26 protein-coding genes are annotated in these 25,831 nt (G+C 61.5%); 17 read left to right on the top strand and 9 right to left on the bottom strand.

Going from position 1 to position 25,831, the window contains the following annotated elements; all coding sequences use genetic code 11:
- Positions 1–117 precede the first annotated feature (117 nt).
- The 4 genes from BLW55_RS16575 to BLW55_RS16560 all read right to left on the bottom strand — a co-directional run bounded on the left by BLW55_RS16575 (position 118) and on the right by BLW55_RS16560 (position 3,440).
- Positions 118–786: a helix-turn-helix domain-containing protein gene (locus BLW55_RS16575; protein WP_007009028.1), complete on the bottom strand. Its 669-nt coding sequence runs from the start codon at positions 784–786 to the stop codon at positions 118–120.
- Between the two features lie 68 nt (positions 787–854).
- Positions 855–1,217, bottom strand: coding sequence for a DNA-binding transcriptional response regulator (locus BLW55_RS16570; RefSeq protein ID WP_007009027.1), 363 nt, complete (start codon positions 1,215–1,217; stop codon positions 855–857).
- A gap of 125 nt (positions 1,218–1,342) precedes the next feature.
- Entirely contained in the window at positions 1,343–1,960 is a 618-nt protein-coding gene (fixJ, locus tag BLW55_RS16565; protein WP_007009026.1) for a response regulator FixJ, read from the bottom strand.
- Positions 1,953–3,440 carry a PAS domain S-box protein gene (locus BLW55_RS16560; RefSeq protein WP_090329523.1) on the bottom strand — a complete coding sequence of 496 codons (1,488 nt, stop codon included), beginning with the start codon at positions 3,438–3,440 and terminating at the stop codon, positions 1,953–1,955. The genes fixJ and BLW55_RS16560 overlap by 8 nt, the downstream gene beginning before the upstream one ends.
- A gap of 181 nt (positions 3,441–3,621) precedes the next feature.
- Between BLW55_RS16560 and BLW55_RS16555 the strand changes: the two genes are divergently transcribed.
- Positions 3,622–3,921: a DUF6455 family protein gene (locus BLW55_RS16555; protein WP_143038449.1), complete on the top strand. Its 300-nt coding sequence runs from the start codon at positions 3,622–3,624 to the stop codon at positions 3,919–3,921.
- A gap of 392 nt (positions 3,922–4,313) precedes the next feature.
- Here the strand turns inward: BLW55_RS16555 and hemN are convergent, their stop codons facing one another.
- On the bottom strand, positions 4,314–5,690 hold the full coding sequence (gene hemN, locus BLW55_RS16550) for an oxygen-independent coproporphyrinogen III oxidase (protein WP_090330032.1): 1,377 nt from the start codon (positions 5,688–5,690) through the stop codon (positions 4,314–4,316).
- A 178-nt stretch (positions 5,691–5,868) separates the two neighbouring features.
- On the opposite strand from hemN, the gene ccoN reads away from it, so the two are divergent.
- The 14 genes from ccoN (at position 5,869) to BLW55_RS16480 (ending at position 18,723) form a co-directional block, all read left to right on the top strand.
- On the top strand, positions 5,869–7,509 hold the full coding sequence (ccoN, locus tag BLW55_RS16545) for a cytochrome-c oxidase, cbb3-type subunit I (RefSeq protein WP_090329522.1): 1,641 nt from the start codon (positions 5,869–5,871) through the stop codon (positions 7,507–7,509).
- A 12-nt stretch (positions 7,510–7,521) separates the two neighbouring features.
- Positions 7,522–8,253, top strand: coding sequence for a cytochrome-c oxidase, cbb3-type subunit II (gene ccoO / locus BLW55_RS16540; protein ID WP_090329521.1), 732 nt, complete (start codon positions 7,522–7,524; stop codon positions 8,251–8,253).
- A gap of 12 nt (positions 8,254–8,265) precedes the next feature.
- Positions 8,266–8,418: a cbb3-type cytochrome c oxidase subunit 3 gene (locus tag BLW55_RS16535; RefSeq protein ID WP_090329520.1), complete on the top strand. Its 153-nt coding sequence runs from the start codon at positions 8,266–8,268 to the stop codon at positions 8,416–8,418.
- A 1-nt stretch (position 8,419) separates the two neighbouring features.
- Complete coding sequence (ccoP, locus tag BLW55_RS16530) at positions 8,420–9,286, top strand: cytochrome-c oxidase, cbb3-type subunit III (RefSeq protein ID WP_090329519.1); 867 nt, start codon at positions 8,420–8,422, stop codon at positions 9,284–9,286.
- 142 nt (positions 9,287–9,428) lie between these two features.
- Complete coding sequence (gene ccoG, locus BLW55_RS16525) at positions 9,429–11,021, top strand: cytochrome c oxidase accessory protein CcoG (RefSeq protein ID WP_090329518.1); 1,593 nt, start codon at positions 9,429–9,431, stop codon at positions 11,019–11,021.
- Positions 11,018–11,515, top strand: coding sequence for a FixH family protein (locus BLW55_RS16520; protein WP_090329517.1), 498 nt, complete (start codon positions 11,018–11,020; stop codon positions 11,513–11,515). Before ccoG ends, BLW55_RS16520 begins: the two co-directional genes overlap by 4 nt.
- Positions 11,512–13,767, top strand: coding sequence for a cation-translocating P-type ATPase (locus BLW55_RS16515; RefSeq protein ID WP_090329516.1), 2,256 nt, complete (start codon positions 11,512–11,514; stop codon positions 13,765–13,767). Before BLW55_RS16520 ends, BLW55_RS16515 begins: the two co-directional genes overlap by 4 nt.
- Positions 13,764–13,931, top strand: a complete 168-nt coding sequence (ccoS, locus tag BLW55_RS16510) for a cbb3-type cytochrome oxidase assembly protein CcoS (RefSeq protein ID WP_007009016.1) — start codon at positions 13,764–13,766, stop codon at positions 13,929–13,931. Before BLW55_RS16515 ends, ccoS begins: the two co-directional genes overlap by 4 nt.
- A 73-nt stretch (positions 13,932–14,004) precedes the next feature.
- Entirely contained in the window at positions 14,005–14,418 is a 414-nt protein-coding gene (locus tag BLW55_RS16505) for an OsmC family protein (protein ID WP_090329515.1), read from the top strand.
- A gap of 87 nt (positions 14,419–14,505) precedes the next feature.
- Positions 14,506–15,303: a 3-oxoadipate enol-lactonase gene (gene pcaD, locus BLW55_RS16500; RefSeq protein WP_090329514.1), complete on the top strand. Its 798-nt coding sequence runs from the start codon at positions 14,506–14,508 to the stop codon at positions 15,301–15,303.
- A 40-nt stretch (positions 15,304–15,343) separates the two neighbouring features.
- Positions 15,344–17,416 (top strand): 3-hydroxyacyl-CoA dehydrogenase NAD-binding domain-containing protein, encoded by a 2,073-nt coding sequence (locus tag BLW55_RS16495; RefSeq protein WP_090329513.1) that lies wholly within the window; start codon positions 15,344–15,346, stop codon positions 17,414–17,416.
- 87 nt (positions 17,417–17,503) lie between these two features.
- Entirely contained in the window at positions 17,504–17,926 is a 423-nt protein-coding gene (locus tag BLW55_RS16490; RefSeq protein ID WP_090329512.1) for a YeeE/YedE family protein, read from the top strand.
- 3 nt (positions 17,927–17,929) lie between these two features.
- A complete protein-coding gene (locus tag BLW55_RS16485; protein ID WP_025030514.1) occupies positions 17,930–18,376 on the top strand; it encodes a DUF6691 family protein in 447 nt (148 codons plus the stop codon).
- A gap of 8 nt (positions 18,377–18,384) precedes the next feature.
- Entirely contained in the window at positions 18,385–18,723 is a 339-nt protein-coding gene (locus BLW55_RS16480; protein ID WP_090329511.1) for a protein tyrosine phosphatase family protein, read from the top strand.
- Positions 18,724–18,929: 206 nt separating this feature from the next.
- On the opposite strand, the gene BLW55_RS16475 is transcribed toward BLW55_RS16480, so the two are convergent.
- From BLW55_RS16475 to BLW55_RS16460, 4 genes are all read right to left on the bottom strand, one after another.
- The gene (locus tag BLW55_RS16475) at positions 18,930–20,252 is read right to left on the bottom strand and encodes a TRAP transporter large permease (RefSeq protein ID WP_090329510.1); all 1,323 of its coding nucleotides are present in this window, start codon (positions 20,250–20,252) and stop codon (positions 18,930–18,932) included.
- Positions 20,249–20,779, bottom strand: coding sequence for a TRAP transporter small permease (locus tag BLW55_RS16470; protein WP_007009007.1), 531 nt, complete (start codon positions 20,777–20,779; stop codon positions 20,249–20,251). The genes BLW55_RS16475 and BLW55_RS16470 overlap by 4 nt, the downstream gene beginning before the upstream one ends.
- A 273-nt stretch (positions 20,780–21,052) precedes the next feature.
- The gene (locus BLW55_RS16465) at positions 21,053–22,102 is read right to left on the bottom strand and encodes a TRAP transporter substrate-binding protein (protein ID WP_007009006.1); all 1,050 of its coding nucleotides are present in this window, start codon (positions 22,100–22,102) and stop codon (positions 21,053–21,055) included.
- A 204-nt stretch (positions 22,103–22,306) separates the two neighbouring features.
- Positions 22,307–22,774, bottom strand: a complete 468-nt coding sequence (locus tag BLW55_RS16460) for an Lrp/AsnC family transcriptional regulator (protein WP_007009005.1) — start codon at positions 22,772–22,774, stop codon at positions 22,307–22,309.
- A 146-nt stretch (positions 22,775–22,920) separates the two neighbouring features.
- Here BLW55_RS16460 and hppD point away from each other — a divergent pair, with 146 nt between their 5' ends.
- Entirely contained in the window at positions 22,921–24,033 is a 1,113-nt protein-coding gene (hppD, locus tag BLW55_RS16455) for a 4-hydroxyphenylpyruvate dioxygenase (RefSeq protein WP_090329509.1), read from the top strand.
- 204 nt (positions 24,034–24,237) lie between these two features.
- On the top strand, positions 24,238–25,827 hold the full coding sequence (locus BLW55_RS16450; RefSeq protein ID WP_342027740.1) for a flavin monoamine oxidase family protein: 1,590 nt from the start codon (positions 24,238–24,240) through the stop codon (positions 25,825–25,827).
- The last annotated feature ends 4 nt before the right edge of the window (positions 25,828–25,831 follow it).

Genomic DNA, 25,831 nt, shown 5'->3' with positions numbered 1-25,831 from the left:
GACAATAGCTCTCCCGGTCAGTACGCTACCTTCGGCCCGTCGAACTTAACGCGATCGGAAAGCCAACGAATAGATCTATTCAAGACGTATCAATGAGGTCTTGATCACCCCCACCCCTCAGTCACACATCGCTCTGAGCGCCTCGACATTGATCACTTCCACTGTGCGCGTGTTCGCCAGGCGCACGAGCCCCCTGGATTTGAATTTCGAGAAGGTCCGGGACACGGTTTCGATCGTCAGGCCGAGATAGTCGCCAATGTCGGTGCGCGACATCGCAAGCTGCACCTCGCGGTCGCTGTTCTGGCGTTCCATCATGTCGAGCAGGAAGGCGGCAACGCGCTCGGCGGCGTTCTGCCGGCCGATCACAAGCAGGTGCTCCTGGGCCCGCACCAGTGCGGCCAGAGCGGCATCCAGCGTCTGACGCCAGTTGATCTCGCTGGCCGGCTGCCGGAAAACACGGATGCCCGCATGGCCCACAGCCTCGGCAAAGAAATGATGCTGGCCGTCGGCCTCGAAACCGAAAACCTCACCGGCAATGTGGAAGGCGCTGATCTGACGCCGACCGTCGGCAAGAAGGCGATAGAGGCGAACCGCGCCAAACTCGACCTGATAGAGCGCACTGGCCTGCTCGCCCTGTGCATAGATCTCTTCATTGGCATCGTAGAAAACGACCTGGTGAGGCTGATCAGGCGAAAAGGATGCGGGCGTCCTGCGCGCCTCGGCATGATGCCGGCCTGCGCCGAAAGGAATATTGAGCGTTTGGGCGGTTGCGGCCTGTGCAAACATGGGTGCCTCCGTCATGTGACGGTCCCTATGTGCCGCGATCGCAGGCCGCGTGAAATTCGGTTTTTCCCCTACGGGAATCTACGTAGCACCGGCTTTTCCCTGTGGCCCGCCCCCTCCAGAAGCGCCTGAACCGCATTCACCACAGCGCTGCCCAGAAGTGGTTTTTCAACAGTGCGCATGTGCTCGGCCTGCGGCATGTCCTGAAGCGTGTCCGCGAGAAGAACAAACGGGCCGTCATCTGCGGCAAGTCGGGCAACCGGCATTCCTGCCTCGATAAGCACATCATGATCAACAATCATGCAGTCCGCATCCGCGCGCAGGCGCACGGCTTCCGCAAAACTGTCCGGTACGACGACATCGAACCCCTCCGTTTCAAGCATGAAACGCAGCGACAGGCGAAAGGCGGAATCGGGCGCCACCACGAGAATCATTCCAACCACACCGGCATCTCCTCACTGCCGGGAGAATGCGCAATCCGCCACGGCAGCACGCAATGTCAGCCTTGGTCGACCACAGCGCATTGCGCTGGATCAAAATGCCGCATGAATGGCGTTTGTCAGTGCGCCGTATCGCCGGCCAGCAGGGCCATCCGCACCAGCTCTGGCAGATTTCTGGCCTGCATCTTGGCCATCACATTGGCCCGGTGCACTTCAACGGTCCTGGGTGAAATGTCGAGTTCGAAAGCGATCGTCTTGTTGGGCAGGCCGGCGACGATGCGATGCATGACCTGCTGTTCGCGCTCGGAAAGCTGCAGGACCCGCTTGCGCACCATGCCGGCATCCGCGTCTGCCTGCGGCCTCGTTTCCAGCTGCTGGATGGCCCGTGAAACAGCTTCCATCAGAACATCGTCGGAGAAGGGCTTTTCGATGAAATCCAGTGCCCCCGCCTTCATGGCCTCCACCGCCATCGGCACATCCCCATGCCCGGTGATGACAATCGTCGGCAGCATGTTTCCGTCCTGACCCAATCGCTGCAGCAGTTCGACGCCGCTCATGTCGGGCATTCTCAAATCGGTGATCAGGCAGGCGTTGCGCAGGCCGGGCGCACTCTTGAGAAACTCGGTCGCCGAGCTGTGCACCCGCGCTGCGTGGCCGGACATGGTGAGCAGAAAGGCCAGCGACTTGCGAACCGGTTCCTCGTCATCGACAATGTGGATCACCACGTCTTCAGGCATTCTGCAATTCCTGTTCTTTCAGTGCCGGCAGTGTGAAACGGAAGGTGGTGCCTTCCCGTGAGCTTTCGATCAGTCTCAGCATACCGCCATGGGCTTCCGCAATTCTCTTGGAGATGGCCAGGCCGACCCCCATACCGCCCCGCTTGGAGGAAACGAAGGGCTTGAACAGGCTTTCGGCGATCTCGTCCGGTACGCCGGAGCCCGTATCCGACACATCGATATCGATCGCGCCGGCTCCATCAGATACGACCGAAACCCGGAGCTCGCGCTGCGCGCTCTCGCGCATGGCTTCCATCGCGTTGCGCATAAGGTTGATCAGGATTTGCTGGATCTGCACCCTGTCTACAAAAACCTCTTCAAGCCCCGGTTCGAACTCGAACACCGTGCGGATGCCAAGCTCGCGCGAGCCCATCAGCGCCAGCGCAGCAGCTTCCTCGACAAGGCTCTGCAGGTTCTCCGCCTGCTTTTCGCTTTCGCCGCGCGTCACAAACTCACGCAGATGGCGGATAATCTGCCCAGCGCGCAGCGATTGCCGCGTGGTTTCTTCAAGAGCGTCGCGCATCCGCTCGGCAACAGGGTGGTCGAGGTCGTTCAGGAGGCGTTTGCAGCCCTGCACATAGTTCGACACAGCGGAGAGCGGCTGATTCAGCTCATGAGCGAGCGTCGAGGCCATCTCCCCCAGTTCGTTCAACCGCGCGAGCCTGGCAAGTTCGGCCTGAACCTGCTCCATCTGCGCCTCGGTTTCGGCCCGTTCCGTCAGATCGCGTATGAAACCGGTGAAATAGGTGTGCCCGCCGCTTTGCATTTCGCCCACCGCAAGCTTCATCGGAAAGGTCGAACCATCCTTGCGGCGTCCGACGACCATTCGGTCGATACCGATGATCCGCCGTTCGCCCGTGCGTTTGTAGCGCTCGATATAACCGTCATGCTGCCCCTGATACGGCTCCGGCATGAGCATGCTGACGTTACGGCCGCGTGCTTCTTCTTCCGTATAGCCGAACTGGCGCACCGCAGCCCGGTTGAACGAGATCATGATTCCCTTGTCATCAATCACCACCGTGGCATCCGGCACAGTGTCGAGAATGGAACTCAGATGCGCATCGCGTGCGGCCAGCTGCCGGCGAACCTGTCGGCCCGCGTCCTGAGCGTTAAAGTAAGCGCCGCCCACATGGGCGAGCAGTACGAGAAACGCGATCAGCGCAGCAAAGGCAGGAATCGAAAGCGGCAGTGCCGCCAGTACACCAACGAGAGCGATGGCGCATGCAGTCAGTGCGACAGCCACAAGACCGGCTGTGCGTCCGCCGAAGATTGACGCATAAAGTGCAATGAGAGAGGCCAGAAACAGAACCCACGTGTCGCCGAAGGCCGTGCCCAGCCAGAGCCGCGCCGCCAGCAGCACGACGCTTCCGCCGATCGCTATGGCGTACCCCGTCACACCGGCACGGCGTGCCGGTTCAGCCAGATCAAACTCAGGACTCACGCTCGCCCCTTCGCACGCAGTGCCTTGTCGCGCGCATTATTTCGATCGCAGCGACATACCGCAAGTGACGTGCTGACGCGGGGCACGATGGACAGTCGCTTTTCCTGCACGACGTTTGATCCAGCGCAAAGACGCCCCGCCGAACAGCCGCCAGACTGGGCGATCACAGAGGATTATGCTCATGACGCGCATTTCCAAAAACATCGAAGCCCGTGCAAAGCTGATGGGCAAGATGATGGACCGCTGCGATGTCGATATCCAGCGACTGGCCGCGGAGCGACTTGGCCTCACGCTTGCCTCGGCGATTCGGTCCTGTGGTCTGTGCCGCAATGCAGATTCCTGCGAGACATGGCTGGCTGCAACGGCAGGCGAAACAGCGCGCACGCCTCCCTCATTCTGCCCTAACGCCAAAGTCTTCGAAGCGAGGGCCCGGACCGTCAGGGAAAATGCCCGCAGTGATCGGCCCGACACAAACGCCTGACAGATTCAGCCGCATGAGCGGCAATTCAGCATTCAATCCAGTCTGAAAACCTGCCCGAACGGCGGTCCGTTTTTTTTTGAACACCATTTGGCAAGAAAAGCCGGGCGGATACTTCCCCCGAATCCGCCCGGCCGCCGTCGCGCTGCGCCGCCAGTGGTTGAACACGACGGCAATTTAGGCACGACGGCAATTCCAAAAAGCGCTTTCTGAGTTGACCTCGTCCCGCGCCCACAAGCTGTTTATCGCGTTCCCCAGAGCATCGGACCGAAAAGTGGAATCCGGTTTTCGGGCTATTCCGATGCTCCATCAATAGTTTAGGGTCAGGATTTGCGCTCGCTCAAATATCGCCGCGTAAGCGCGAAAAAGTGTGATCAGGCGCGAAGCCACACACATCACACCGCAGCGGAATGGCGTGCTCCACCCTGCTTCAGATACTGGTCGAACAGGGCTGCCGCGGAACGCACAAGTGGCCGGGCGTCATCGCGAACGGTGAAAACACCCGCCTCCTCGACCAGGCCTGCGGCACTGGCCGGTTCCTGCAATCGGGCGCGCGCCTCGGCAACGATCCTGCGGCCGCATTCGCCAAACCGGCGCACGGCTTCATCGCCCGAAAACGCGAAATCGCACATCAGCCGCTCGATCACCCAGGCGCGGGCGTGATCTTCCGCGCTCAGTGCGAACCCGCGAACCGTTGCAAGATCGCCGCTCTCGACAGTCCTTTCATACTGCGCGCTGGCCGGAGTGTTCTGGGCATAGCCCTGTGGCAGGCGCGATACCGATGAAGGGCCAAGGCCAATCAGCCTGCGGCAGGCATCCTCGGTATAGCCCTGAAAATTCCGGTTGAGCCGCCCTTGCCGCGCGGCCGTGGCGAGCGGGTCATCCGGCTTTGCAAAATGGTCAAGCCCGATCGCCTCATAGCCCGCTTCCCGAATGATGCGCGCCGTCTCCTGCTGCTGCTCGAAGCGCTCCTCAGGCCCAGGCAGCCAGGCCTCGTCGATCATGGTCTGGTGCTTCTTGAACCACGGCACATGCGCATAGCCGAAAATTGCGATCCGGTCCGGCGAAAGCGTCAGCGCCTGTCGGATCGTGTCGGCGACGCTCTCGCATGTCTGGTGCGGCAGGCCGTAGAGCAGGTCGAGATTGACCGACCGCACACCCCGCGCCCGCACGCCATCCACCACCGCCTTGGTCTGTTCAAACGTCTGTTCGCGGTTGATCGCCTTCTGGACCTGCGGGTCGAAGTCCTGAACACCGAGGCTCGCGCGCGTCATGCCGATTTCAGCGAGCGCGTCGAAGCGCGCCTCGTCCATGTCGTTGGGGTCTAGTTCCACGCTGATTTCGGCATTGGCGGCAAAATTGAAGGCCGTTTTAAGCGCGCTGCCCAACCGCACAATGTCGTCTGCGCGCAGCATGGTCGGCGAGCCGCCGCCGAAATGGAGCGCGCGGACCCGCCCGCGCCCCTTCAGAATGCCACCCACCGTGCGGATCTCGCAGAAAAGCGCATCGAGAAAGGCAGCCACGGGCTCATAGCGGCGCGTCATCTTTGTGTGGCAGGCGCAGAACCAGCACAGCCGGTCGCAGAACGGGATGTGGACATAGAGCGAGAGATCGTCCCCTTGACCCGTCTCGGCCAGCCAGCCGCGAAACGTTTCGCCAGTCACGCCCGTATGGAAATGCGGTGCCGTGGGATAACTGGTGTAGCGCGGCACCGCTGCCGCATAGCGGGCGGCGGGCCCAGTTCCACTGACCTGTTCTCCTGCGCGCTGCATCGCAACCATTCCGCAAACATCCCCGTCTTTGCCACGTGTCTTTGCAACGTGTCTTTTCACGCCACAGCAGAGCAGGCTTTGACGCAGATCAAGGCGCCACCGCCCCCATTGCCCGAAGTGTGACGCGTGAGAATCGGGGAACGGATTCCCGCAAGCTTTTTGAACTGGGGAAACAGCAATGAGATTTGGCACCGAGATCGTACTGGTCAGCCTGGCTGCGTTTGCAGCACTGGCCGCTGCGGGTCTGGCGCAGGATTCAGCCTTTCAGGCCCATATGTGGGTCCTGTTCTTTGTCCTGCTTGGATCGGCGATCGTATTGATGCGCAACACGCACTTCGCGCCCGCGGGGGCAGCATCGATTCCGTTAAGGCCCGACACTGACGGCTATATGGATGGCCCGGTGCGTTATGGCGTCATCGCCACGACGCTGTGGGGCATTGTCGGGTTCCTCGTTGGCGTGCTGGTCGCGCTGCAGCTCGCCTACCCCGACCTCAACATCGAGCCCTGGTTCAATTTCGGCCGGACCCGCCCGCTGCACACATCCGCGGTCGTCTTCGCCTTCGGCGGCAACGCGCTCATCGCCACGTCCTTCTATGTGGTGCAGCGCACCTGCCGGGCCCGCCTCTTCGGCGGCAATCTCGCCTGGTTCGTGTTCTGGGGCTATCAGCTCTTCATCGTCATGGCGGCAACCGGCTATCTGCTCGGCATCACCCAGAGCCGTGAATATGCAGAGCCCGAATGGTATGTGGACCTGTTCCTCACCATCGTCTGGGTCGCTTATCTCATCGTCTTCCTGGGCACGATCTTCAGGCGCAAGGAGCCGCACATCTATGTGGCGAACTGGTTCTACCTGTCGTTCATCGTGACCATCGCCATGCTGCATGTGGTGAACAACCTGGCGGTTCCGGTCTCGCCCTTCGGTTCCAAGAGCTATTCGCTTTTCGCCGGCGTGCAGGATGCGCTGACGCAATGGTGGTACGGCCATAATGCGGTTGGCTTCTTCCTGACCGCCGGCTTCCTGGGCATGATGTACTACTTCATCCCCAAGCAGGTGAACCGCCCGGTCTATTCCTACCGCCTGTCGATCATCCACTTCTGGGCGTTGATCTTCCTCTATATCTGGGCCGGCCCACACCACCTCCATTACACCGCTCTGCCCGACTGGGCACAGACGCTGGGCATGGTGTTCTCCATCATGCTGTGGATGCCCTCCTGGGGCGGCATGATCAACGGTCTGATGACGCTTTCGGGCGCCTGGGACAAGCTGCGCACCGACCCGATCATCCGCATGATGGTTCTGGCCGTCGCCTTCTACGGCATGTCCACCTTCGAAGGCCCGCTGATGTCGGTCAAGGCGGTCAACTCGCTGTCGCACTACACGGACTGGACCATCGGCCACGTGCATTCGGGCGCACTCGGCTGGGTCGGCATGATCACCTTCGGCGCGCTCTACTACCTCGTGCCGAAACTGTGGAACCGCGAGCGGCTTTATTCGCTGCGGCTCGTCACCTGGCACTTCTGGCTCGCAACCCTCGGCATCGTCGTCTACGCGGCCGTCATGTGGGTGTCGGGCATCCAGCAGGGCCTGATGTGGCGCGAGTACGACGATCAGGGCTTCCTGGTCTACTCGTTCGCCGAAACCGTCGCCGCCATGCACCCCTATTATGTGGTGCGCGCGCTGGGCGGCGTTCTCTTCCTGCTCGGTGGCATCGTCATGGCCTACAATCTGGTCATGACCATCCTTGGCCATGAGCGCAAGGAAGCGCCGATCGGCGGCGCCGTCGCCCAACCCGCCCCTTCCCTTCAAAGTGCCGGTTAAGGAGCCCTGACGATGGCATTGCTGGACAAACACAAGATCATCGAGAAGAACGCCACGCTCCTTCTGGTCGGGTCGTTCCTGGTGGTGACAATCGGCGGCATCGTCGAGATCGTGCCTCTGTTCTATCTGGAGAACACCATCGAGAAGGTGGAGGGCATGCGCCCTTATTCACCGCTGGAGCTGGCCGGTCGCAACATCTACATCCGCGAGGGCTGCTACACCTGCCACAGCCAGATGATCCGTCCCTTCCGCGATGAGGTGGAGCGCTATGGCAATTACAGCCTCGCTGCGGAGTCCATGTACGATCATCCCTTCCAGTGGGGGTCGAAGCGCACGGGCCCGGATCTCGCCCGTGTCGGGGCCAGATACTCCAACGAATGGCATGTGGATCACCTGATCGAGCCGCGCTCCGTGGTGCCGGAATCGATCATGCCCAGCTACGCGTTCCTCAAGGACACGCCGCTGGAGATTAACGATTTCTCGACCGAGCTGATCGCCAATCTGCGTGTCGGCGTGCCCTACACGGAAGAAATGATCACCAACGCCAATGCGGATATTCGCGCCCAGGCCGACCCCAACGCGGACACGTCCGGTCTCGAAGAACGCTACCCAAAGGCGGTGCTCGGCGATTTCGACGGCAACCCCGATGCGCTCACCGAAATGGATGCGCTGGTCGCCTATCTGCAGATGCTCGGCACGCTGGTCGATTTCTCGACCTATGACGAAGCCGCCGGCTATCGCTGAGGAGGAAAGATCATGGAAGCCTATACCGCGCTCCGGCAGTTCGCCGATAGCTGGGGCCTTCTCTTCATGGCCTTCTTCTTCGTCGGCACGGTTCTTTTTGCCTTCCGCCCCGGAAGCAGGAAGAGCGCCGATGAAGCCGCACGCATCCCGCTGAAGGACGATTGAGATGAGTGAGAACAAGCATATCGACGAGGTCTCGGGCGTCTCGACCACCGGCCATGAGTGGGACGGCATTCGCGAGCTCGACAACCCCATGCCCCGCTGGTGGGTGTGGACCTTCTACGCCACCATCGTCTGGTCCATAGGCTACACGATCGCCTATCCGGCATGGCCGCTCATCAGCGACGCCACCAAGGGCGTTCTGGGTTATTCGAGCCGTCAGGAGCTCACCACCACCATGGACGCTGTCTCGGCTGAGCAGGCGGATTTGCGCGCAGCCATCGCCAAAAAGCCGCTGGATGAAATCCTCGCCGACGAAACGCTGCGCCGTTTTGCCACCGCAGCCGGTGACGCCGCTTTCAAGGTCAACTGCTCGCAGTGCCATGGTTCAGGCGCGCAGGGCTCTGCCGGTTATCCCAACCTCAACGACGACGACTGGCTGTGGGGCGGCGACATCGAGGCGATCCACCAGACGATCGCGCACGGTGTCAGGTTTGACGGCGACGACGATACGCGCTTTGGCGAGATGCCGGCCTTCGGCGACATTCTGAGCCGTGACGAGATCCGTCAGGTGGCGGCCCATGTGGTCTCCTTCACCGCAACGCCGTCCGATCCGGCTCTGGCCGAAGCCGGTGCGCAGGTTTACGCCGACAATTGCGCCTCCTGCCATGGCGATGCCGGTGAGGGCGACGTCACCTTCGGCGCACCAAACCTTGCCGATGCGATCTGGCTCTACGGTTCCAGCGAAGCCCAGATCGCGGCACAGGTGCGCCAGCCTAAGCACGGCGTCATGCCGGCCTGGCAGGAGCGGCTTGGAGACCCGACCGTCAAGCAGCTTTCTGTCTACGTACACTCGCTCGGCGGCGGCGAGTAGCCCCTACCCACAACGCACAGCGAATCCCGGCCAAACAGGCCGGGGTTCGGCCTCCCAGCCTCCCGCTTTGATCGGGATCAATGCCCGAGGTGTTTCCGGCCGCTAGACGATAGGCTCAAAGAGCAGTTTGCGAGCCGCCGAAATGACACTTGCCACCGAAAACGCAGCCAGCAGCACCGCTTCCCGAGAGGCCGTGGAGCGTATCGACGCCGAAGCGGTAAACACTGCCGGCAAACGCCAGCCGCTCTACGCTCCGCGCAAGAAAATCTTCCCGAAACGCGCTTCCGGGCAGTTCCGCCGCTTCAAATGGCTCATCATGTTCGCCACGCTCGGCATCTACTATCTCACCCCATGGCTGCGCTGGGATCGCGGCCCCTATGCGCCCGATCAGGCGGTTCTGATCGATCTCGCCAACCGGCGGTTCTATTTCTTCTTCATCGAGATCTGGCCGCAGGAATTTTTCTATATCGCGGGCCTGCTTGTCATGGCCGGCATCGGACTTTTCCTGATCACCTCCACGGTGGGCCGGGCATGGTGCGGTTATACCTGTCCGCAGACCGTCTGGGTCGACCTCTTCCTCGTGGTGGAACGCGCCATTGAGGGCGACCGCAATGCCCGCATCAAGCTCGATGCCGCACCGTTCTCCGCCAGCAAGCTCGCCAAACGCTCCGCAAAACACTTGATCTGGGTTCTCATCGCCGTGGCGACCGGCGGCGCGTGGGTCTTCTATTTCGCCGACGCACCATCGCTTCTCGTCGATATCGCAACCGCTCAGGCGGCTCCCGTCGCCTACATGACCATCGCCGTTCTCACCGCAACCACCTATCTGTTCGGCGGCCTCATGCGCGAGCAGGTCTGCACCTATATGTGCCCGTGGCCACGCATTCAGGCGGCCATGCTGGACGAAAACTCGCTCACCGTCACCTACAATGACTGGCGCGGCGAGCCTCGCTCGCGCCATGCCAAGAAGGCGGCCGCCGAGGGCAGAACCGTGGGCGACTGCGTGGACTGCAATGCCTGCGTTGCCGTCTGCCCCATGGGCATCGACATCCGCGACGGCCAGCAGCTCGAATGCATCACCTGCGCGCTGTGCATCGATGCGTGCGACGGCGTGATGGACAAGCTCGGGCGCGAACGCGGTCTCATCTCCTACGCAACACTTTCCGACTACAACGCCAATATGGCGCTGGCGACAGCCGGCGGCACGGAGACCATCAATCCCGACCGCGTGCGCCGGGAAGGTGGCGGCCTCAGCGACAGGGTCGCGCATTTCCACTGGCGCAAGATCTTTCGCCTGCGCACCTTCGTCTATTTCGGCGCCTGGTCGCTCGTCGGGCTCGTCATGCTCTATGCCCTGCTGACGCGCGACCGGCTGGAGGTCAACGTACTCCACGACCGCAATCCGCAATATGTGCTTCTGTCGGATGGCTCGGTGCGCAATGGCTATACGGTCAAGCTGTTGAACATGATCCCGGAACCACGCGTCATCCTCGTGTCGCTCGAAGGCCTCACCGGCGCAACCATGAATGTGGTCGGGCTCGACCAGCCGGACGACCGTTCTGCAGCCGTGCCTGTCGATCCGGATCGTCTGCGCGAGGTGCGCATCTTCGTCACCCTGCCGGCAGACCGGCTGAGCGAGGCAGACACCTCATTCCGCTTCGTCGTCGAAGACAAGGCAAGTTTCGAAAGCGATGTCTACAGGGCCAGCTTCAACATCCCGGAGGGTTCACGATGAGCGGCAAAGTGCAGAAACAGAAGGAATTCACCGGCTGGCACATGCTCGCCATCATGGTCGCCTTTTTCGGCGTCATCATCACGGTCAATCTGACCATGGCCTTCTACGCGCAGTCGAGCTGGACCGGCCTGATCGTCAAAAACACCTATGTGGCGAGCCAGACCTTCAACGAACGCGCGGAAGAAGGCCGCCAGCAGGCAGCACTCGGCTGGAAGGGCGAGCTTTCCGTTGAGGGAGACGCAATCACCTACCGCCTTCTCGATGCGAGCGGCGATCCGATCCCGCTCGAGAGCGTCACAATGGTGATGCACCGTCCTGTCACCGCCGACGAAGACGTTACCCTTCAAATGCAACGTCGTTCCGATGGCGGCTTCGGCGTCGATCACGGCCCCGGCGACGGCACCTGGGTCATCAACATCACCGCCCAAGCGGGCCTCGAGCATCCCTATCGCGATGTGCGACGCATCACGATTGTCGGCGGAGAACTCAGATGAGCTGCTGCGCCCCCGGCACCGAAATGGCGCTGGAAGCCGAACAGGCCCGTGAAGCCGGTCCGCGCGCCGAAGAACTCGTACTCGCAAGCCTCTCTGTCGGGGAAGGCCTGCAACAGACCGATCTTTCCGTTCCCGGCGTCCATTGCGGCGCGTGCATTCAGACAATCGAATCCGCCCTCGGCAGGCTCGACGGCGTGGCAGGTGCGCGCGTCAATCTTTCCACCAAGCGCGTCAGCGTGAAGTGGCGCGAGGGCGCACTGCCGCCCATCATCGACACGCTGAACAGGCTCGGCTACGCCGCCCACCTTTTCGACAGTGTCGAGACCGGCGGGGATCCGGTTCTCTCCCAGCTCATCCGCGCCGTGGCGATCTCCGGATTTGCCGCCGGCAACATCATGCTTCTTTCCGTGTCTGTCTGGTCGGGTGCGGAACAGGCGACGCGCGACCTCTTTCACTGGCTTTCAGCGCTGATCGCCCTGCCCGCGCTGGTGTTTGCCGGTGGCATCTTCTACCGCTCGGCCCTCAATGCGCTCCGCCACGGACGCATGAACATGGATGTGCCCATCGCCCTTGGCATCTCGCTGGCCTACGGGCTCAGCCTCTACGAGACCATCAACAGCGGCCAGCACGCCTATTTCGATGCCTCCGTTTCGCTTCTCTTCTTCCTGCTGATCGGCCGCACGCTCGACCACGTGATGCGCGAGCGCGCGCGCACCGCCGTCAAGGGGCTCGCCCGCCTGGCGCCGCGCGGCGCGCTGGTCATTGCCGAGGATGGTGGGCGCGATTACCTCCCCTTGCAGGAAGTCACCACCGGCATGAAGCTGGTGGTCGCCGCCGGTGAGCGCGTGCCCGTCGACGGGATCGTTCTGAAAGGTTCGTCCGAACTCGACTGCTCCATGGCCACCGGCGAAAGCGCACCGCAGCCGGTGAAACCCGGCAGCGACCTACGCGCCGGCATGCTCAATCTCACCCAGCCGCTCATCGTTGAGGCAACCGCCACCGCCGGGACCTCCTTCCTCGCCGAGATGATGCGCCTGATGGAGGTGGCAGAAGGCGGGCGGGCACGCTATCGCCGGCTGGCGGACCGTGCCTCGGCACTCTATTCGCCCGTGGTTCACGCCACCGCCTTCCTCACCTTTCTCGGCTGGATGGCGGCAAGTGGCGACTGGCACCGCGCCATCACCATCGCCATTGCCGTGCTCATCATCACCTGCCCCTGCGCGCTCGGCCTTGCGGTTCCCATCGTTCAGGTGGTTGCCGCGCGGCGTCTCTTCGAAAACGGCATCATGGTCAAGGATGGCGCCGCGATGGAACGCCTCGCCGAGATCGACACCGCCGTCTTCGACAAGACCGGGACGCTGACGCTCGGCATCCCCGAACTGCGCAATGCGGACGAGATAACGCCGGATGCATTGTCAACCGCCGCCGCCCTTGCAGCGCATTCCCGCCATCCCTTTTCCCGCGCGATCCTGCGCGCTGCCGGTTCGCTGCGGGCGACGGATACGTTCGACAGTGTTGAGGAAATGCCGGGCCTCGGCATCGAAGCCCGCGCGGGCGAAACCGTCTGGCGGCTTGGCCGCGCGGGCTGGTCGCTCGGCAGCACGAATGCGCATGAGAACCAGGCAGGCGGAACGGTCCTTTCCCGCGATGGCGGGAAATACGCCACTTTCCGTTTCGAGGACCGGCTTCGCCCCGGGGCGAAAGAGGCAATTTCTCACCTGAAAGAAAACGGCGTCGCCGTGGAAATCATCTCCGGCGACAGCGCCGAACAGGTCAGCGACATCGCTGCCAGGCTGGGTGTCGAGTGTTTTCAGGCAAGTGTCCTTCCCGGCGACAAGCTTGAGCGCATGCGTGCGCTCGCTTCCGAAGGCCGCAAGGTTCTGATGGTCGGCGACGGGTTGAACGACGCCCCCGCCCTCGCCGCCGCGCACGTCTCCATGGCCCCTGCCACGGCGGCAGACATTGGCCGCAATGCCGCTGATTTCGTTTTCCTGCGCGAGACCATGCTGGCCGTGCCGCTTGCCCGTGACGTGTCGCGCCGCGCCGGTCGTCTGATCCGCCAGAACTTCGGCCTCGCCATTGCCTACAATGTTCTGGCCGTGCCGATCGCCGTTCTCGGCCATGTCACGCCACTGGTGGCGGCCATCGCCATGTCGCTCTCCTCGCTGATCGTCATCGGCAACGCGCTGCGCCTGCGCGCTGGCAGTCGTCACGGCATGACCGGGCAATCCCATGTCGAGGCAACGCAATGACCAATCTCGTGGTGCTGATCCCGATAGCGCTTTTTCTGGGAGCCGCCGGCCTCGCCGCCTTCCTCTGGTCGCTCAAGAGCGGCCAGTATGACGATCTCGACGGCGCGGCCGAACGCATCCTGATCGAAGACGAGCCACCGCGTCAGCGAGAAGACAGCCCCTGAAGCACTGCCGCTGGACGCGGTCACGCCACACCACTACATGTGAGCGATCTGAATTGCCTTTCTGGAGTTTCACATGGCGATCCGCATCAAAGCAAAGACCTACGGCCCCTTCACCACCGCCATCGGCCCCGGCAAGGTGATCCATGTCGACACCGCACCCAAACAGAATATCGCCATCACCTCGCCCTCCACGGAAGAGGCGGGAACGCCGGTCGATTTCATGATCTCCGCGCTCGGTGCCTGCCTTGCCCTCTCCTTCCATCACGCCGCGCAGGAGATGAAGATCGATGTCGGGCAGGTCTCTGTCGAGGTTTCCGGCAAGAAGGCCGAGGATCTGCCCGACCGCATCGGCAGCTATGACGCCACCGTTTCGCTCGACACAATGCCCGGCGAGGAAGAGTGCGCGGAGCTCATCAAGCGCGCCAAGGCCCGCTGCACTGTCTCCAATTCGCTGAATGGCGAAGTGACCATGAAGATGGCTGGCTAACGGCGTTTCAATCTTCAAATCATTGACGACGCCTTCCCCTTCTCCCATACAGAAGCCGCCTTGCGGCAAACCATGGGAGGCAGGTGCATGAACTTCACGCGCGTCAACGGCGTCGTCATTCATCACGAGGTGCGGGGAACGGTCGGCAAGCCCGTTCTCGTCTTCTCCAGCTCGCTCGGAACCGACTTTCGCATCTGGGATGCCGTCGTCGCGCGGCTCGAAGCCGATTATCGCATCGTCCTTTACGACAAGCGCGGCCACGGCCTCTCCGAAGCCACGCCCCAGCCCTATGCGCTGAGCGATCACGTCGATGATCTCGCCGCCCTGCTCGACCATCTCGACATCACAGGCGCGACCATTGTCGGCCTCTCCGTTGGCGGCATGATCGCGCAGGGGCTCGCCGCCCGCTGGCCGCATCTCGTCTCCCGCCTCGTGCTGTGCGACACTGGCCATAAAATCGGCCATGACGAGCTGTGGAACAGCCGCATCGAAGCCGTAAACGAAACAGGCATCGCGGCCATCGCCGATGGCATTCTCCAGCGCTGGTTCACGCCCTCTTTCCGCGCACCGGAGAACGCCCCTTTCATCGGTTACACCGCCATGCTCACCCGCACCACGGTCGATGGTTACGCCGGCACCTGCTTTGCCCTGCGTGACGCCGATCTCACCGAGGACACCCGCGCCCTAAAGCTGCCAACGCTTTGCATCGTTGGTGATCAGGACGGTTCCACCCCACCCGATCTGGTGCGGGAACTGTCGAATCTGATCGAAGGTGCCCGCTTCGAAATCATCGCAGACGCCGGCCACCTGCCCTGTATCGAACAGCCCGAGGCGACTGCCGCCCTGATTGCAAATTTTCTGCGCGAGACCACGCCCGCCGCCTGAACCGGCGCTGCCGGCACTTTGGATGACAAGAGGACCCCGAATGAGCGACACCGTAAAGATCACCCGCGACAATGGCATTGCCGTCCTCACTCTGGACAATCCGCCGGTCAACGCGCTCGGCCACGCACTGCGCGCACCTCTCTTCGAAGCGCTTGGAGAGGCCAATGCGGACGATACGGTTCAGGCCATCGTCATCGCCTGCGCGGGTCGCACCTTTATTGCCGGTGCCGACATTTCCGAGTTCGGCAAACCGCCGAAGGAGCCAAGCCTCCCCGACCTGATCGAAAAGCTGGAAAGCATCGACAAACCCACCGTTGCCGCGATCCACGGCACAGCGCTTGGCGGTGGGCTGGAGCTGGCACTCGGCTGCCACTACCGTATTGCAGACAGGTCCGCGATGATCGGCCTGCCCGAGGTCAATCTCGGCCTCATTCCCGGCGCCGGTGGCACGGTGCGCCTGCCCCGCCTCGTCGGGCCGGAAGCCGCGCTGAAGATGATCGTCTCCGGCAAGCCCATCGGCATGGACGAAGCCGCCCGGCTCGGAGCGGTCGACCGCGTGGCCGAGAGCGATCTTCTGGCCGAGGCCGTGGCCTTCGCCCGCGACATGGCGACATCCCGGAAGCCGCACATCCATATCCGCGCCCGCAGCGAAAAACTCGCCATCGACCTCGCCGCCTTCGATGAGGCCGTGAAGGCAGTGACGAAAAAAGCGCGCGGTCTCACCGCGCCGCACACGGCGGCAGAAGCCGTCCGCAATGCCATCACCATGGAGTTCGATGCAGCCCTCGACCGCGAGCGCGAACTCTTTCTGGAGCGCCGCGACAGCGAAGAATCCGCCGCCCAGCGCCATCTCTTCTTTGCCACCCGCGAGGCAACCCGCGTGCCCGGCATTCCCCGCGAGACCGAGGCGCGAAAGATCGCGCGTGCCGGCGTCATCGGTGCCGGCACCATGGGTGCGGGCATTGCCATGGCGCTTGCCAATGGCGGCATTCCCGTCACCATTCTGGAGATGAACGAGGACGCCATCGCGCGCGGTCTCGCCCACATCGACAAGACCTATGCGGGATCGGTAAAGCGCGGCTCTATCACGGCTGAGGAAAAAGAGGCCCGCACGGGGCGCATCTCCGGCACCACCCATTATGCCGACCTTGCCGATTGCGACATCGTCATCGAGGCCGTGTTCGAGGATATGGGCGTGAAGCGTCAGGTCTTCACCGCACTCGGCGGCGTGCTGAAGCCCGGCGCCATACTCGCCTCCAACACCTCCTATCTCGATGTGAACGAGATCGCCGCCACCACCAGCCGCCCGCAGGATGTGGTCGGCCTCCATTTCTTCTCGCCTGCCCATGTCATGAAGCTTTTGGAGATCGTGCGCGGCGAAGAGACAGCCCCAGATGTCATCAAGACAGCGCTGGCGCTCGCCCGCAAGATCGGCAAGGTTCCCGTCGTCGTCGGCGTGTGCAACGGGTTCGTCGGCAACCGCATGCTCGCCGCCCGGCGCGAGCAGAACGAGGACCTGCTCCTTTCCGGCGCGACGCCCGAACAGGTGGACCGTGTGTTCACCGATTTCGGCTGGCCCATGGGCCCGTTCCAGATGGTCGACCTCGCCGGTCTCGACATCAGCTGGAAACACCGCCAGTCGCAGGGCCTCACCGCCCCTATCGGCGACACGCTGTGCGAGGCAGGCCATTTCGGCCAGAAGACCGGCCGCGGCTTTTATCTCTATGAAGAAGGCTCCCGCACGCCAAAACCCGATCCCTTCGTTCAGGAGCTCATCGAGAAGAAGGCAGCCGAGCTTGGCGTGGAACGCCGCGAAATCAGTGCGGACGAGATCACCGAGCGCACGCTCTACCCGATGATCAACGAGGGCGCGAAGATCCTCGAAGAGCGCATCGCCGCCCGCGCCTCCGACATCGATGTCGTGTGGGTCAATGGCTACGGCTTCCCGGTTGCCAAGGGCGGGCCGATGTTCTGGGCCGAGCGCTTCGGCATCAAGACAATCGTCGAGCGGCTGGAGCACTGGCACCGGAAGACCGGCAATCGCGTTTTCGAACCCGCTCCCATCCTTCGCCAGCTCGCGCTGACAGGCGGCGGGTTTGGCGATCTTGTTTAGACAACTCGCCGTCCTCCCCTTGGCATTGAGGCAGGCGTGACCCCATATTCAGATCGCCTTTGATCTCATGGCGACGGAGTTGCAGAAATGACCGAGTTTACACCCATAGCCTCACTCGCCGGCGGCGCGCTGATCGGTCTTGCCGCAGTGGTGCTTATGGCCTTCAACGGCCGGGTGGCCGGCATGACGGGCATTCTGTCAGGCCTCCTTCCCCCACAGGAAAACGCCTGGCACTGGCGCGCCGCTTTCATCATCGGCGCCATCGCCGCGCCCCTGTTTCTGATGCTGAGCGGTGCGGCAATCCCCTTCCAGGTGCCCGTCTCCACCGCCGCGCTCGTCATCGGCGGTGTTCTTGTCGGCATTGGTGTCACCTTCGGCAATGGCTGTCCGAGCGGGCACGGTGTCTGCGGCATATCGCGCGGTTCCATCCGATCCATCGTTGCCGTCATCACCTTCATGGCTACCGCTCTCGTCACCGTGTTCATCATTCGTCACGTGTTCGGAGGCTGACCGATGAAACAGCTTGTCGCAGCCCTCATCGCCGGCCTTCTGTTCGGTGCCGGCATCGCGCTATCGGGCATGATCAATCCCGCAAAGGTACTGAATTTCTTCGATCTCGCGGGCACCTGGGATCCAAGCCTCGCCTTCGTGATGGGCGGTGGGCTTGCGGTCGCTGCCCTCGGCTACCGTCTCCTCTTCGGCACGCGCGAGAAGCCATTTTTCGCCGAGCGCTTCCAGCTCCCGACACGAAGCGATCTCGACCCGCAACTGATCGGCGGCGCTGCCGTTTTCGGCATCGGCTGGGGCATTGCCGGCTTCTGTCCGGGTGCGGCGATCCCGGCCCTCGGGCTCGGCTATTCGGACACGATTGTGTTCCTCGCCTCGCTCATCGCCGGCATTCTTGTTGCCAAATCCCTCAAACGGCGCTTCTCTGCCGCCGAAAAACGCGTGACTCAGTGAGGAACACCATGGATATCAAGAAAATTTCGGACGACTACGCAGTGTCCCCGCAGATCGCGCCGGAAGACATCGCCGCCATCAAGCAGGCCGGATACAAGAGCATCGTCTGCAACAGGCCCGATGGTGAGGACGCCGGACAGCCCACGGTCGAGACCATTTCAAAAGCGGCGAAAGAGGCCGGCCTGTCCTTCCGCCATGTGCCGGTCGTCTCCGGTGCCATGACAATCGATGACGTCACAGACATGGCCACCGCCCTCAGGGAACTGCCCGGCCCGGTCTTTGCCTATTGCCGCAGCGGCACCCGCTCGGCCAATCTCTACGGTATCATTCAGGAGCGCGGTCTCTAGCCTCTCCGAAGCGACTTGGGGTGGCAACAGTGCGGTGCGAGGTTCGACAAGCTCACCATGAGGGAGGGTGTAGGGCAGCAAGACCTGCCGGGAACATCAGCGACCAACTTCCAGGCAATACACCACATCCCTCATGGTGAGCTTCCTGAGTATGTCGAAGGGCGAACCGCGCACCCCATCGATGCAACCCACCCTCCATCCCGCCGTCAGTAGAGCCAGCGCATCAGGAACAGCGAGATTGTCGGAAACAGCGTCAGCAGCGCCACGCGCACAATGTCGCTGATCACGAAGGGCATCACGCCACGATAGGTCGCCGAAATCGGCGTGTCCTTCGCCATCGAGTTAAGCACGAAGAGGTTCATGCCCACCGGTGGCGTGATCAGCCCCACCTCCACCACGATCAGAACGAGAATGCCGAACCAGATGGCAAACTCCTCCGCCCCCAGACCGAAATCGAGAACGGTCACGATCGGAAAAAAGATCGGAATGGTGAGCAGGATCATGGAGAGCGAGTCCATCACGCAGCCGAATACGAGATAAAGCAGCAGGATCAGCGTCAGCACCATCCACGGGCTGTAGCCCTGCTCGCTCACGAATGCCGCCATCTGCTGCGGCACCTGCGCCAGCGCCAGAAACGAGTTGTAGAAGCCGGCCCCCAGCACGATGAAGAAAATCATCGCCGTGGCGGTTGCCGTGGCGAGGATCGATTCAACGAAGGTCTCGCGGGTCAGCCCGCCATTCACGAGCGCGATCAGCCCGGTGCCGGCGGCACCCACGGCAGCGCCTTCGGTCGGTGTGAAAACGCCAAGATAAATGCCGCCGACAACCGCCAGAAACACCACCAGAACCGGCCACACATCGAGCAGCGCCCGCATCCGTTCCGCATAAGGCGCACGCTCGCGTGTTCCAGCCGAGTTCGGCCACAGCCGCACATAGATCGAGATCGCGATCATGTAGCCGATGGCCGCAAGGACGCCCGGCACAAAAGCGGCGACGAAAAGCTTGGCGATGTTCTGCTCGGTCAGGATCGCATAGATGACGAGGATAACCGATGGCGGAATGAGAATGCCGAGTGTGCCACCTGCCGCGAGCGTTCCCGTGGCAAGTGCACCCGAATAGCCATAGCGGCGCAGTTCCGGCAGTGCCACCTGGCTCATGGTTGCAGCCGTTGCGAGGGATGATCCGCAGATCGCTCCGAAACCCGCACATGCACCCACAGCCGCCATGGCCACACCGCCGCGCTTGTGCCCCATCCAGGTTTCAGCCGCCTTGAACAGCGCCCGCGACATGCCGCCCAGCGTTGCAAACTGCCCCATCAGCAGAAACAGCGGAACGATGGAGAGCGAGTAACCGGAAAAGGTCGAATAGGTTTCGTTTTTCAGCTTGGCCAGCACAGGCGTGACATTGCCGAACACGAGCCATGTTCCGCCAAGCCCGCACAGGAGCATGGCGAGACCGATGGGCAGACGCACGAAAATCAGAAGCAGGAGAAGCGGAAAGGACCAGAGCCCGATTTCAAGATTGGTCAATGGAGGCTCCCCTGTCCGGGCTCAGGCATCGGTGTGCCAACCTTCAGTTCGCGATAGCGCACGAGGATCATGTAAAATGACACGATCACCGCAATCACCGCTGCCACGAGGCAGGCCGCATAGGGCCACCAGAGCGGAAACTGCAGGATGAAGGTGGTCTCGTTATAGCTCAGCTTGTCGAGCATGCCGTAATAGAGCTGACGGGCGATCAGCACGAGAACCAGCGTCATGATGATCTCGGTCACCAGGTCGATCATGTGGTTCACGCTGTTCGGCAGAAAGGTGGTGAATATGTCCACCGTGGCGTGCCCGCGATTGAGTTGACACCAGGGCAGAAACGCGAAAACCGCAAAGCCGACACCGGCCTGAACGAGCTCGAAGTCACCTGGCACGGGACCAAGGCCAAAGCGCACCAGCGCGCGACCGGTGATGCTGGCCACGGTCATGACGATGACCGCCGCCAGAACGATGCCGCCCAGAATGGCCATCACCCTAGCCAGCCAGACAACAATGCTCGATAGTCTCATGCCCCGTCCCGTCCCATGGCGTTCCTGCTTGGTTTTCTCATTCTTGCGCTGGGTCCGGAAACGTTAGCCAGCGGTTGTCGCCTTCGCAAGCTTGGGTCTCGACACGATAGAGCGGTTGACCGTTTCACGGAAACGTTTCTCCGCTCTTTCGGTTGGTCTCCCCGCATTTGTGCGGGCGGGAGGTGTTTCCACCCGACTGCAAAATGCTCAACCGTGTCCCAAAAAACGGGGCAGGCTTCGCAGCCCGCCCCGTCTGTCATGGCCGTGTCAGCCTCACTGACTGGTGTATTTGTCGATCAAGGCACGGGCCTCGTCGATCAGCATCTGGCCGTCGATCCCCTTGTCCTTCATTTCGGTCACCCACTGTTCGTAGACGGGTGCCGCCGCTTCTTTCCAGGTTTCCGTGTCTTCAGCGCTGATCTCGATGATGTTGTTGCCGCGATCGACCGCGATTTTGCGGCTTGGAACGTCCGCACCGGCCTGCGTGCTGCCGGCGAAGGCTGCGAATTCCTGGCCGGAATTGTCGTCGAGCACCTTTTTCAGGTCATCCGGCAGGCTGTCATACTTCGCCTTGTTCATCGCCAGCACGAAGGTCGTCGTATAGAGCGCGTGATCGCCGCCAAACTCCGTATGGTTCGACACGAGCTCCGGCACTTTCAGCGCTGGCGTGACTTCCCACGGGATCACGCAGCCATCGATCACGCCCTTGGAGAGCGCTTCTGTGATCTGCGGCACCGGCATGCCCACCGGCGTCGCGCCAAGCTGGCCGAGCAGCGAGTTGATGATGCGCGTGGGTGCACGGATCTTCATGCCCTTCAGATCGTCGAGCTTCTCGATCGGCTCCTTGGAGTGGAGCATGCCGGGGCCGTGAACCCAGACACCCAGCACATGCGTGTCCTTGAACTCCGTATCCTTCATGTGCTTTTCGAACAGGTCCCAATAGGCGCGCGAGGTCGCCTCGGCATTGGTCATCATGAAGGGAAGTTCGAACACTTCCGTCGAGGGGAAGCGGCCCGGATTGGAGCCCGGCAGGGTCCAGACGATATCAACGATGCCGTCACGCGCCTGATCGTAGAGCTGCGGCGGTGTGCCGCCGAGCTGCATGGCAGGGTAGCGCTCGATCTTGATGCGCCCACCCGATTCCTGTTCCACCTTGTCCGCCCAGGGGTCCAGAACCAGCTTTGGCACATTGGCCTGCGGCGGCAGGAACTGGTGTAGCCTGAGCGTTACCTCCTGCGCCCATGACGAGGCCGTGGCCCCGATGAGCCCGGTTGCCGCAACGGCAGCCGCCAGGGCCAGTTTTCTGACGGAAAATGGTTTCATGCTTCTCCTCCCGATTGCATGCCCCGAAGCGTCGGAAACGACGCTCTATATTCGCCGGCGATACCGTTTGAAGCTTCTCCCATCTCCGCACGATCGCCTGAGAGCCGAGTATCCACTGGAATCCCGCCTCTCGTCCACCGAGACTTTAGCGGAAATTATGTAACAATAAAGAGAAATTTCCAGCCATGTTTGTAACGCAAAATCTCAAAGCGGCAGGGCGCCTGTTTCCTTCAGCGTCTCGAGCACGATGGCACTTTTCACATGCTGCACCGAGTCATGAGGCAGGAGCACGCCATTGACGAAATCCGAAAGCGATTTCAGGTCGGGCGTTACCACTTTGAGGATGTAGTCCATTTCGCCTGTCAGCGCGTGCGCTTCCTGCACTTCGGGCAGACGGGCGAGCAACTCGCCGAAACGACGTGCATTGTCGGGGTTGTGCGTGGCAAGCGTCACCGTGATGATGTTGACGAGCGGAAAGCCGAGCCTGTCCCGGTCGAGCATGGCCGCATAGCCGCGGATGTAGCCCTCTTCCTCAAGCCTCTGCCGGCGGCGCGAACATTGCGAGGGGGACAGGTTTACCCGTTCCGACAGATCATTGTTGGTCAGTCGCGCATCGACCTGCAGGAGGGATAATATCTTGCGGTCATAACCATCAATACGCGCATCAGCCATGCAATTCTCCTCTTTGATGCATGATAAGTGCGCATTTCTCACAAAACACGCCCCATAATGCAAGCCGCGTGCAGTTCATGCGGCGTAAAATGTGCATATGACGTTTGAACACGTCCATATGTTCCCAGATCAGGAGGAGTTAATCCATGGGTCCGTTCCCCCACGACGCACCGCCGCCGAAAATCAGCGAAGAAAACCCTGCCGGCACCGACGGGTTCGAGTTCGTTGAGTTTGCGCATTCGGAACCGGAAAAACTCGCCGAACTGTTCACGAAGATGGGTTACGTGGAAGTCGCCCGCCACAGGACCAAAAAGGTATCCGTCTGGCGGCAGGGCGATATCAATTATCTTCTCAACGCGGAGCCCGGCAGCCAAGCCATGCGCTTTGTCGAGGATCACGGCCCCTGCGCGTCCTCCATGGCATGGCGCGTGGTCGATGCCAGTCACGCCTTCAATCATGCCGTTTCCAAGGGTGCGACGCCTTATGAAGGCGATGACAAAACACTCGACGTGCCCGCCATTGTCGGCATCGGCGGCTCGCTGATCTATTTCATCGACACCTATGGCGAGAAAGGGTCTGTCTACGACGCGGAATTCGAATGGCTGGGCGAGAAAAACCCGCGGCCTGAAGGCGTCGGCTTCTATTACCTCGATCACCTCACCCACAACGTCTATCGCGGCAATATGGACAAATGGTGGGATTTCTACCATGAGCTCTTCGGCTTCTCGCAGATTCACTATTTCGACATTGACGGCCGCATCACCGGCCTTGTCTCCCGCGCGATCACCAGCCCCTGCGGCAAGATCCGCATCCCGCTCAACGAATCGAAGGACGACACGAGCCAGATCGTCGAGTATCTGAAGAAGTATAAAGGCGAAGGCATCCAGCACATCGCGGTCGGCACGGACGGCATATACGACGCCACCGACAGGCTCGCCGACAACGGGCTCAAATTCATGCCAGGCCCGCCGGAGGTCTACTACGAGAAGAGCTTCGACCGTGTGCAGGGCCACGACGAGCCCATCGAACGCATGAAGAAGCACGGCATCCTGATCGATGGCGAAGGCGTGGTGAATGGCGGCATGACCAAGATCCTCCTGCAGATCTTCTCAAAGACCGTCATCGGACCGATCTTCTTCGAGTTCATCCAGCGCAAGGGCGACGAAGGTTTCGGCGAAGGCAATTTCCGCGCCCTGTTCGAAAGCATCGAAGAAGACCAGATCCGCCGCGGCGTCATCAAGGTGGATGCAGCCGAGTAACTTGACCCCTTCAAGACACGTTTATCAAAAAGACCGCCCAACGGCGGTCTTTTTTTTAATTTTGCCAACTATATAAATTTCAATGCGTAGCTTATACCATCTAAACAAAAGAGAAATAGTTCAAAATCTTTACTCAATATTACCTTTTTCGGCACGCCAGACAGCGCGATGATACCCCTTGGCCAAACAGGCAAGGAGTACAGGATGATGCAACGCGCATTTGGACGGATGTCACGCCGCGACCTCCTGACGATGATCGGTGCAACGGCCGGCGGCGCGGCTCTCTACCAGGCGATGACAACGCTTGGGCATGCCAGGGCGTCGACCTATCAGGGGCCGGTCAAGCTCCAGGGCGATCCCGGGCCGGTGAAGGTTCTCATTCTTGGGGCGGGGCTTGCCGGCATGGCAGCGGCACTCGAGTTGCGTGCAGTTGGCTACGAGGTCGAGTTACTGGAATACCGGGAAAAAGCCGGCGGACGGTGCTGGACCTTGCGCGGAGGCGATACCTACACGGAGCTTGGAGGTTTCCAGCAGGATATCGGTTATGCCGAAGGCAACTATTTCAATCCCGGCCCCTGGCGCATTCCCCACCATCACCACGCCGTCCTTGACTACTGCCGGCGCCTCGGCGTCAGGCTCGAGCCCTTTATTCAGAAAAACCACAATGCCTACCTCCACTCCGTCAACGCCTTTGGCGGGCGGCCACAGCGTTTCCGCGAGATTGCCACCGACTATCGCGGTCATACCGCCGAACTCCTCGCAAAAGCCGCCAATCAGGGTGGCCTAGACGAGATGGTCAGTGATGAAGACAGGGAGATGCTGCTGGAATCGCTGCGCATCAGTGGCATGCTCGACAAAGACTACGCCTATGTAAAAGGCCTGCACACCAGCGGATACCGCGGCTTCCAGAGATGGCCGGGCGGCGGTGCGGGAGCCGCGCCAAGCCCCTCCGAGCCGATTGGCCCGGGTGCTATTCTTCAATCACGCTTATGGCAATGGCTTGCAGAAGCCGAGACCGTTGATCATCAGGAGACCATGTTCCAGCCCGTCGGTGGTATGGACATGATCGCTCAGGCGTTCGAGCGCGAGATCAGGGACCTGATCCGCTACAATGCAAAGGTCACCTCGATCCAGCAGGACGGGGCCGGCGTGACCGTGACCTATGAAGACACCGGCAGCGAAGGAGAACCTCAGGAAACCCAGGCTGACTGGTGCATCTGCACCATTCCGTTCTCCATCCTCGGCCAGATCGAAAACAATTTTTCAGGCTCGATGAAGGGCGTGATCGACAAGCTTCACTATGCGGAGTCCATCAAATTCGGCCTCGAGTTCAATCGCCGGTTCTGGGAGGAGGATGAACAGATCTATGGCGGCATCTCCTATACCGATCTCCCCATCTCGCTGATCTGCTACCCCTCGGGCGACTATCTCTCCGGCGGCAAGGGCGTGCTCGTCGGCGGCTATAGCTGGGACGCTGCGGCCTATCAATTCACCGCCATGGAACCGGAAGAACGCATACGCAAGGCTCTCGAATACGGCGCCATGATCCACCCGCAATACCGGAAGGAGTTTTCCAGCGGGGTGAGCGTCGGATGGCATCGCGTACCCTGGGCGCTGGGATGTTACGGGGTCTGGAGAAACAGAGAAGCCGATTACAGCCGGGCAACAGGGTTCGACGGCCGCACACTGATGGCCGGCGAGCATGTTTCCTATCTGCCGGGATGGCAGGAAGGAGCGCTCCTCTCCGGCCTGGACGCCATCTCCCGCCTCCACGACCGCGTCCTGAACGGGTGACAAT

The sequence above is a fragment of the Nitratireductor aquibiodomus genome, assembly GCF_900105565.1.
GTDB lineage: Bacteria > Pseudomonadota > Alphaproteobacteria > Rhizobiales > Rhizobiaceae > Nitratireductor > Nitratireductor aquibiodomus.
This window is presented reverse-complemented; position numbering and strand designations above follow the sequence as displayed.

Coding starts and splice junctions, on each gene's coding strand:
- BLW55_RS16575 (WP_007009028.1), bottom strand. CDS start 786: ATGTTTGCACAGGCCGCAACCGCCCAAACGCTCAATATTCCTTTCGGC.
- BLW55_RS16570 (WP_007009027.1), bottom strand. CDS start 1,217: ATGATTCTCGTGGTGGCGCCCGATTCCGCCTTTCGCCTGTCGCTGCGT.
- fixJ (WP_007009026.1), bottom strand. CDS start 1,960: ATGCCTGAAGACGTGGTGATCCACATTGTCGATGACGAGGAACCGGTT.
- BLW55_RS16555 (WP_143038449.1), top strand. CDS start 3,622: ATGACGCGCATTTCCAAAAACATCGAAGCCCGTGCAAAGCTGATGGGC.
- hemN (WP_090330032.1), bottom strand. CDS start 5,690: ATGCAGCGCGCAGGAGAACAGGTCAGTGGAACTGGGCCCGCCGCCCGC.
- ccoN (WP_090329522.1), top strand. CDS start 5,869: ATGAGATTTGGCACCGAGATCGTACTGGTCAGCCTGGCTGCGTTTGCA.
- ccoO (WP_090329521.1), top strand. CDS start 7,522: ATGGCATTGCTGGACAAACACAAGATCATCGAGAAGAACGCCACGCTC.
- BLW55_RS16535 (WP_090329520.1), top strand. CDS start 8,266: ATGGAAGCCTATACCGCGCTCCGGCAGTTCGCCGATAGCTGGGGCCTT.
- ccoP (WP_090329519.1), top strand. CDS start 8,420: ATGAGTGAGAACAAGCATATCGACGAGGTCTCGGGCGTCTCGACCACC.
- ccoG (WP_090329518.1), top strand. CDS start 9,429: ATGACACTTGCCACCGAAAACGCAGCCAGCAGCACCGCTTCCCGAGAG.
- BLW55_RS16520 (WP_090329517.1), top strand. CDS start 11,018: ATGAGCGGCAAAGTGCAGAAACAGAAGGAATTCACCGGCTGGCACATG.
- BLW55_RS16515 (WP_090329516.1), top strand. CDS start 11,512: ATGAGCTGCTGCGCCCCCGGCACCGAAATGGCGCTGGAAGCCGAACAG.
- ccoS (WP_007009016.1), top strand. CDS start 13,764: ATGACCAATCTCGTGGTGCTGATCCCGATAGCGCTTTTTCTGGGAGCC.
- BLW55_RS16505 (WP_090329515.1), top strand. CDS start 14,005: ATGGCGATCCGCATCAAAGCAAAGACCTACGGCCCCTTCACCACCGCC.
- pcaD (WP_090329514.1), top strand. CDS start 14,506: ATGAACTTCACGCGCGTCAACGGCGTCGTCATTCATCACGAGGTGCGG.
- BLW55_RS16495 (WP_090329513.1), top strand. CDS start 15,344: ATGAGCGACACCGTAAAGATCACCCGCGACAATGGCATTGCCGTCCTC.
- BLW55_RS16490 (WP_090329512.1), top strand. CDS start 17,504: ATGACCGAGTTTACACCCATAGCCTCACTCGCCGGCGGCGCGCTGATC.
- BLW55_RS16485 (WP_025030514.1), top strand. CDS start 17,930: ATGAAACAGCTTGTCGCAGCCCTCATCGCCGGCCTTCTGTTCGGTGCC.
- BLW55_RS16480 (WP_090329511.1), top strand. CDS start 18,385: ATGGATATCAAGAAAATTTCGGACGACTACGCAGTGTCCCCGCAGATC.
- BLW55_RS16470 (WP_007009007.1), bottom strand. CDS start 20,779: ATGAGACTATCGAGCATTGTTGTCTGGCTGGCTAGGGTGATGGCCATT.
- BLW55_RS16465 (WP_007009006.1), bottom strand. CDS start 22,102: ATGAAACCATTTTCCGTCAGAAAACTGGCCCTGGCGGCTGCCGTTGCG.
- BLW55_RS16460 (WP_007009005.1), bottom strand. CDS start 22,774: ATGGCTGATGCGCGTATTGATGGTTATGACCGCAAGATATTATCCCTC.
- hppD (WP_090329509.1), top strand. CDS start 22,921: ATGGGTCCGTTCCCCCACGACGCACCGCCGCCGAAAATCAGCGAAGAA.
- BLW55_RS16450 (WP_342027740.1), top strand. CDS start 24,238: ATGATGCAACGCGCATTTGGACGGATGTCACGCCGCGACCTCCTGACG.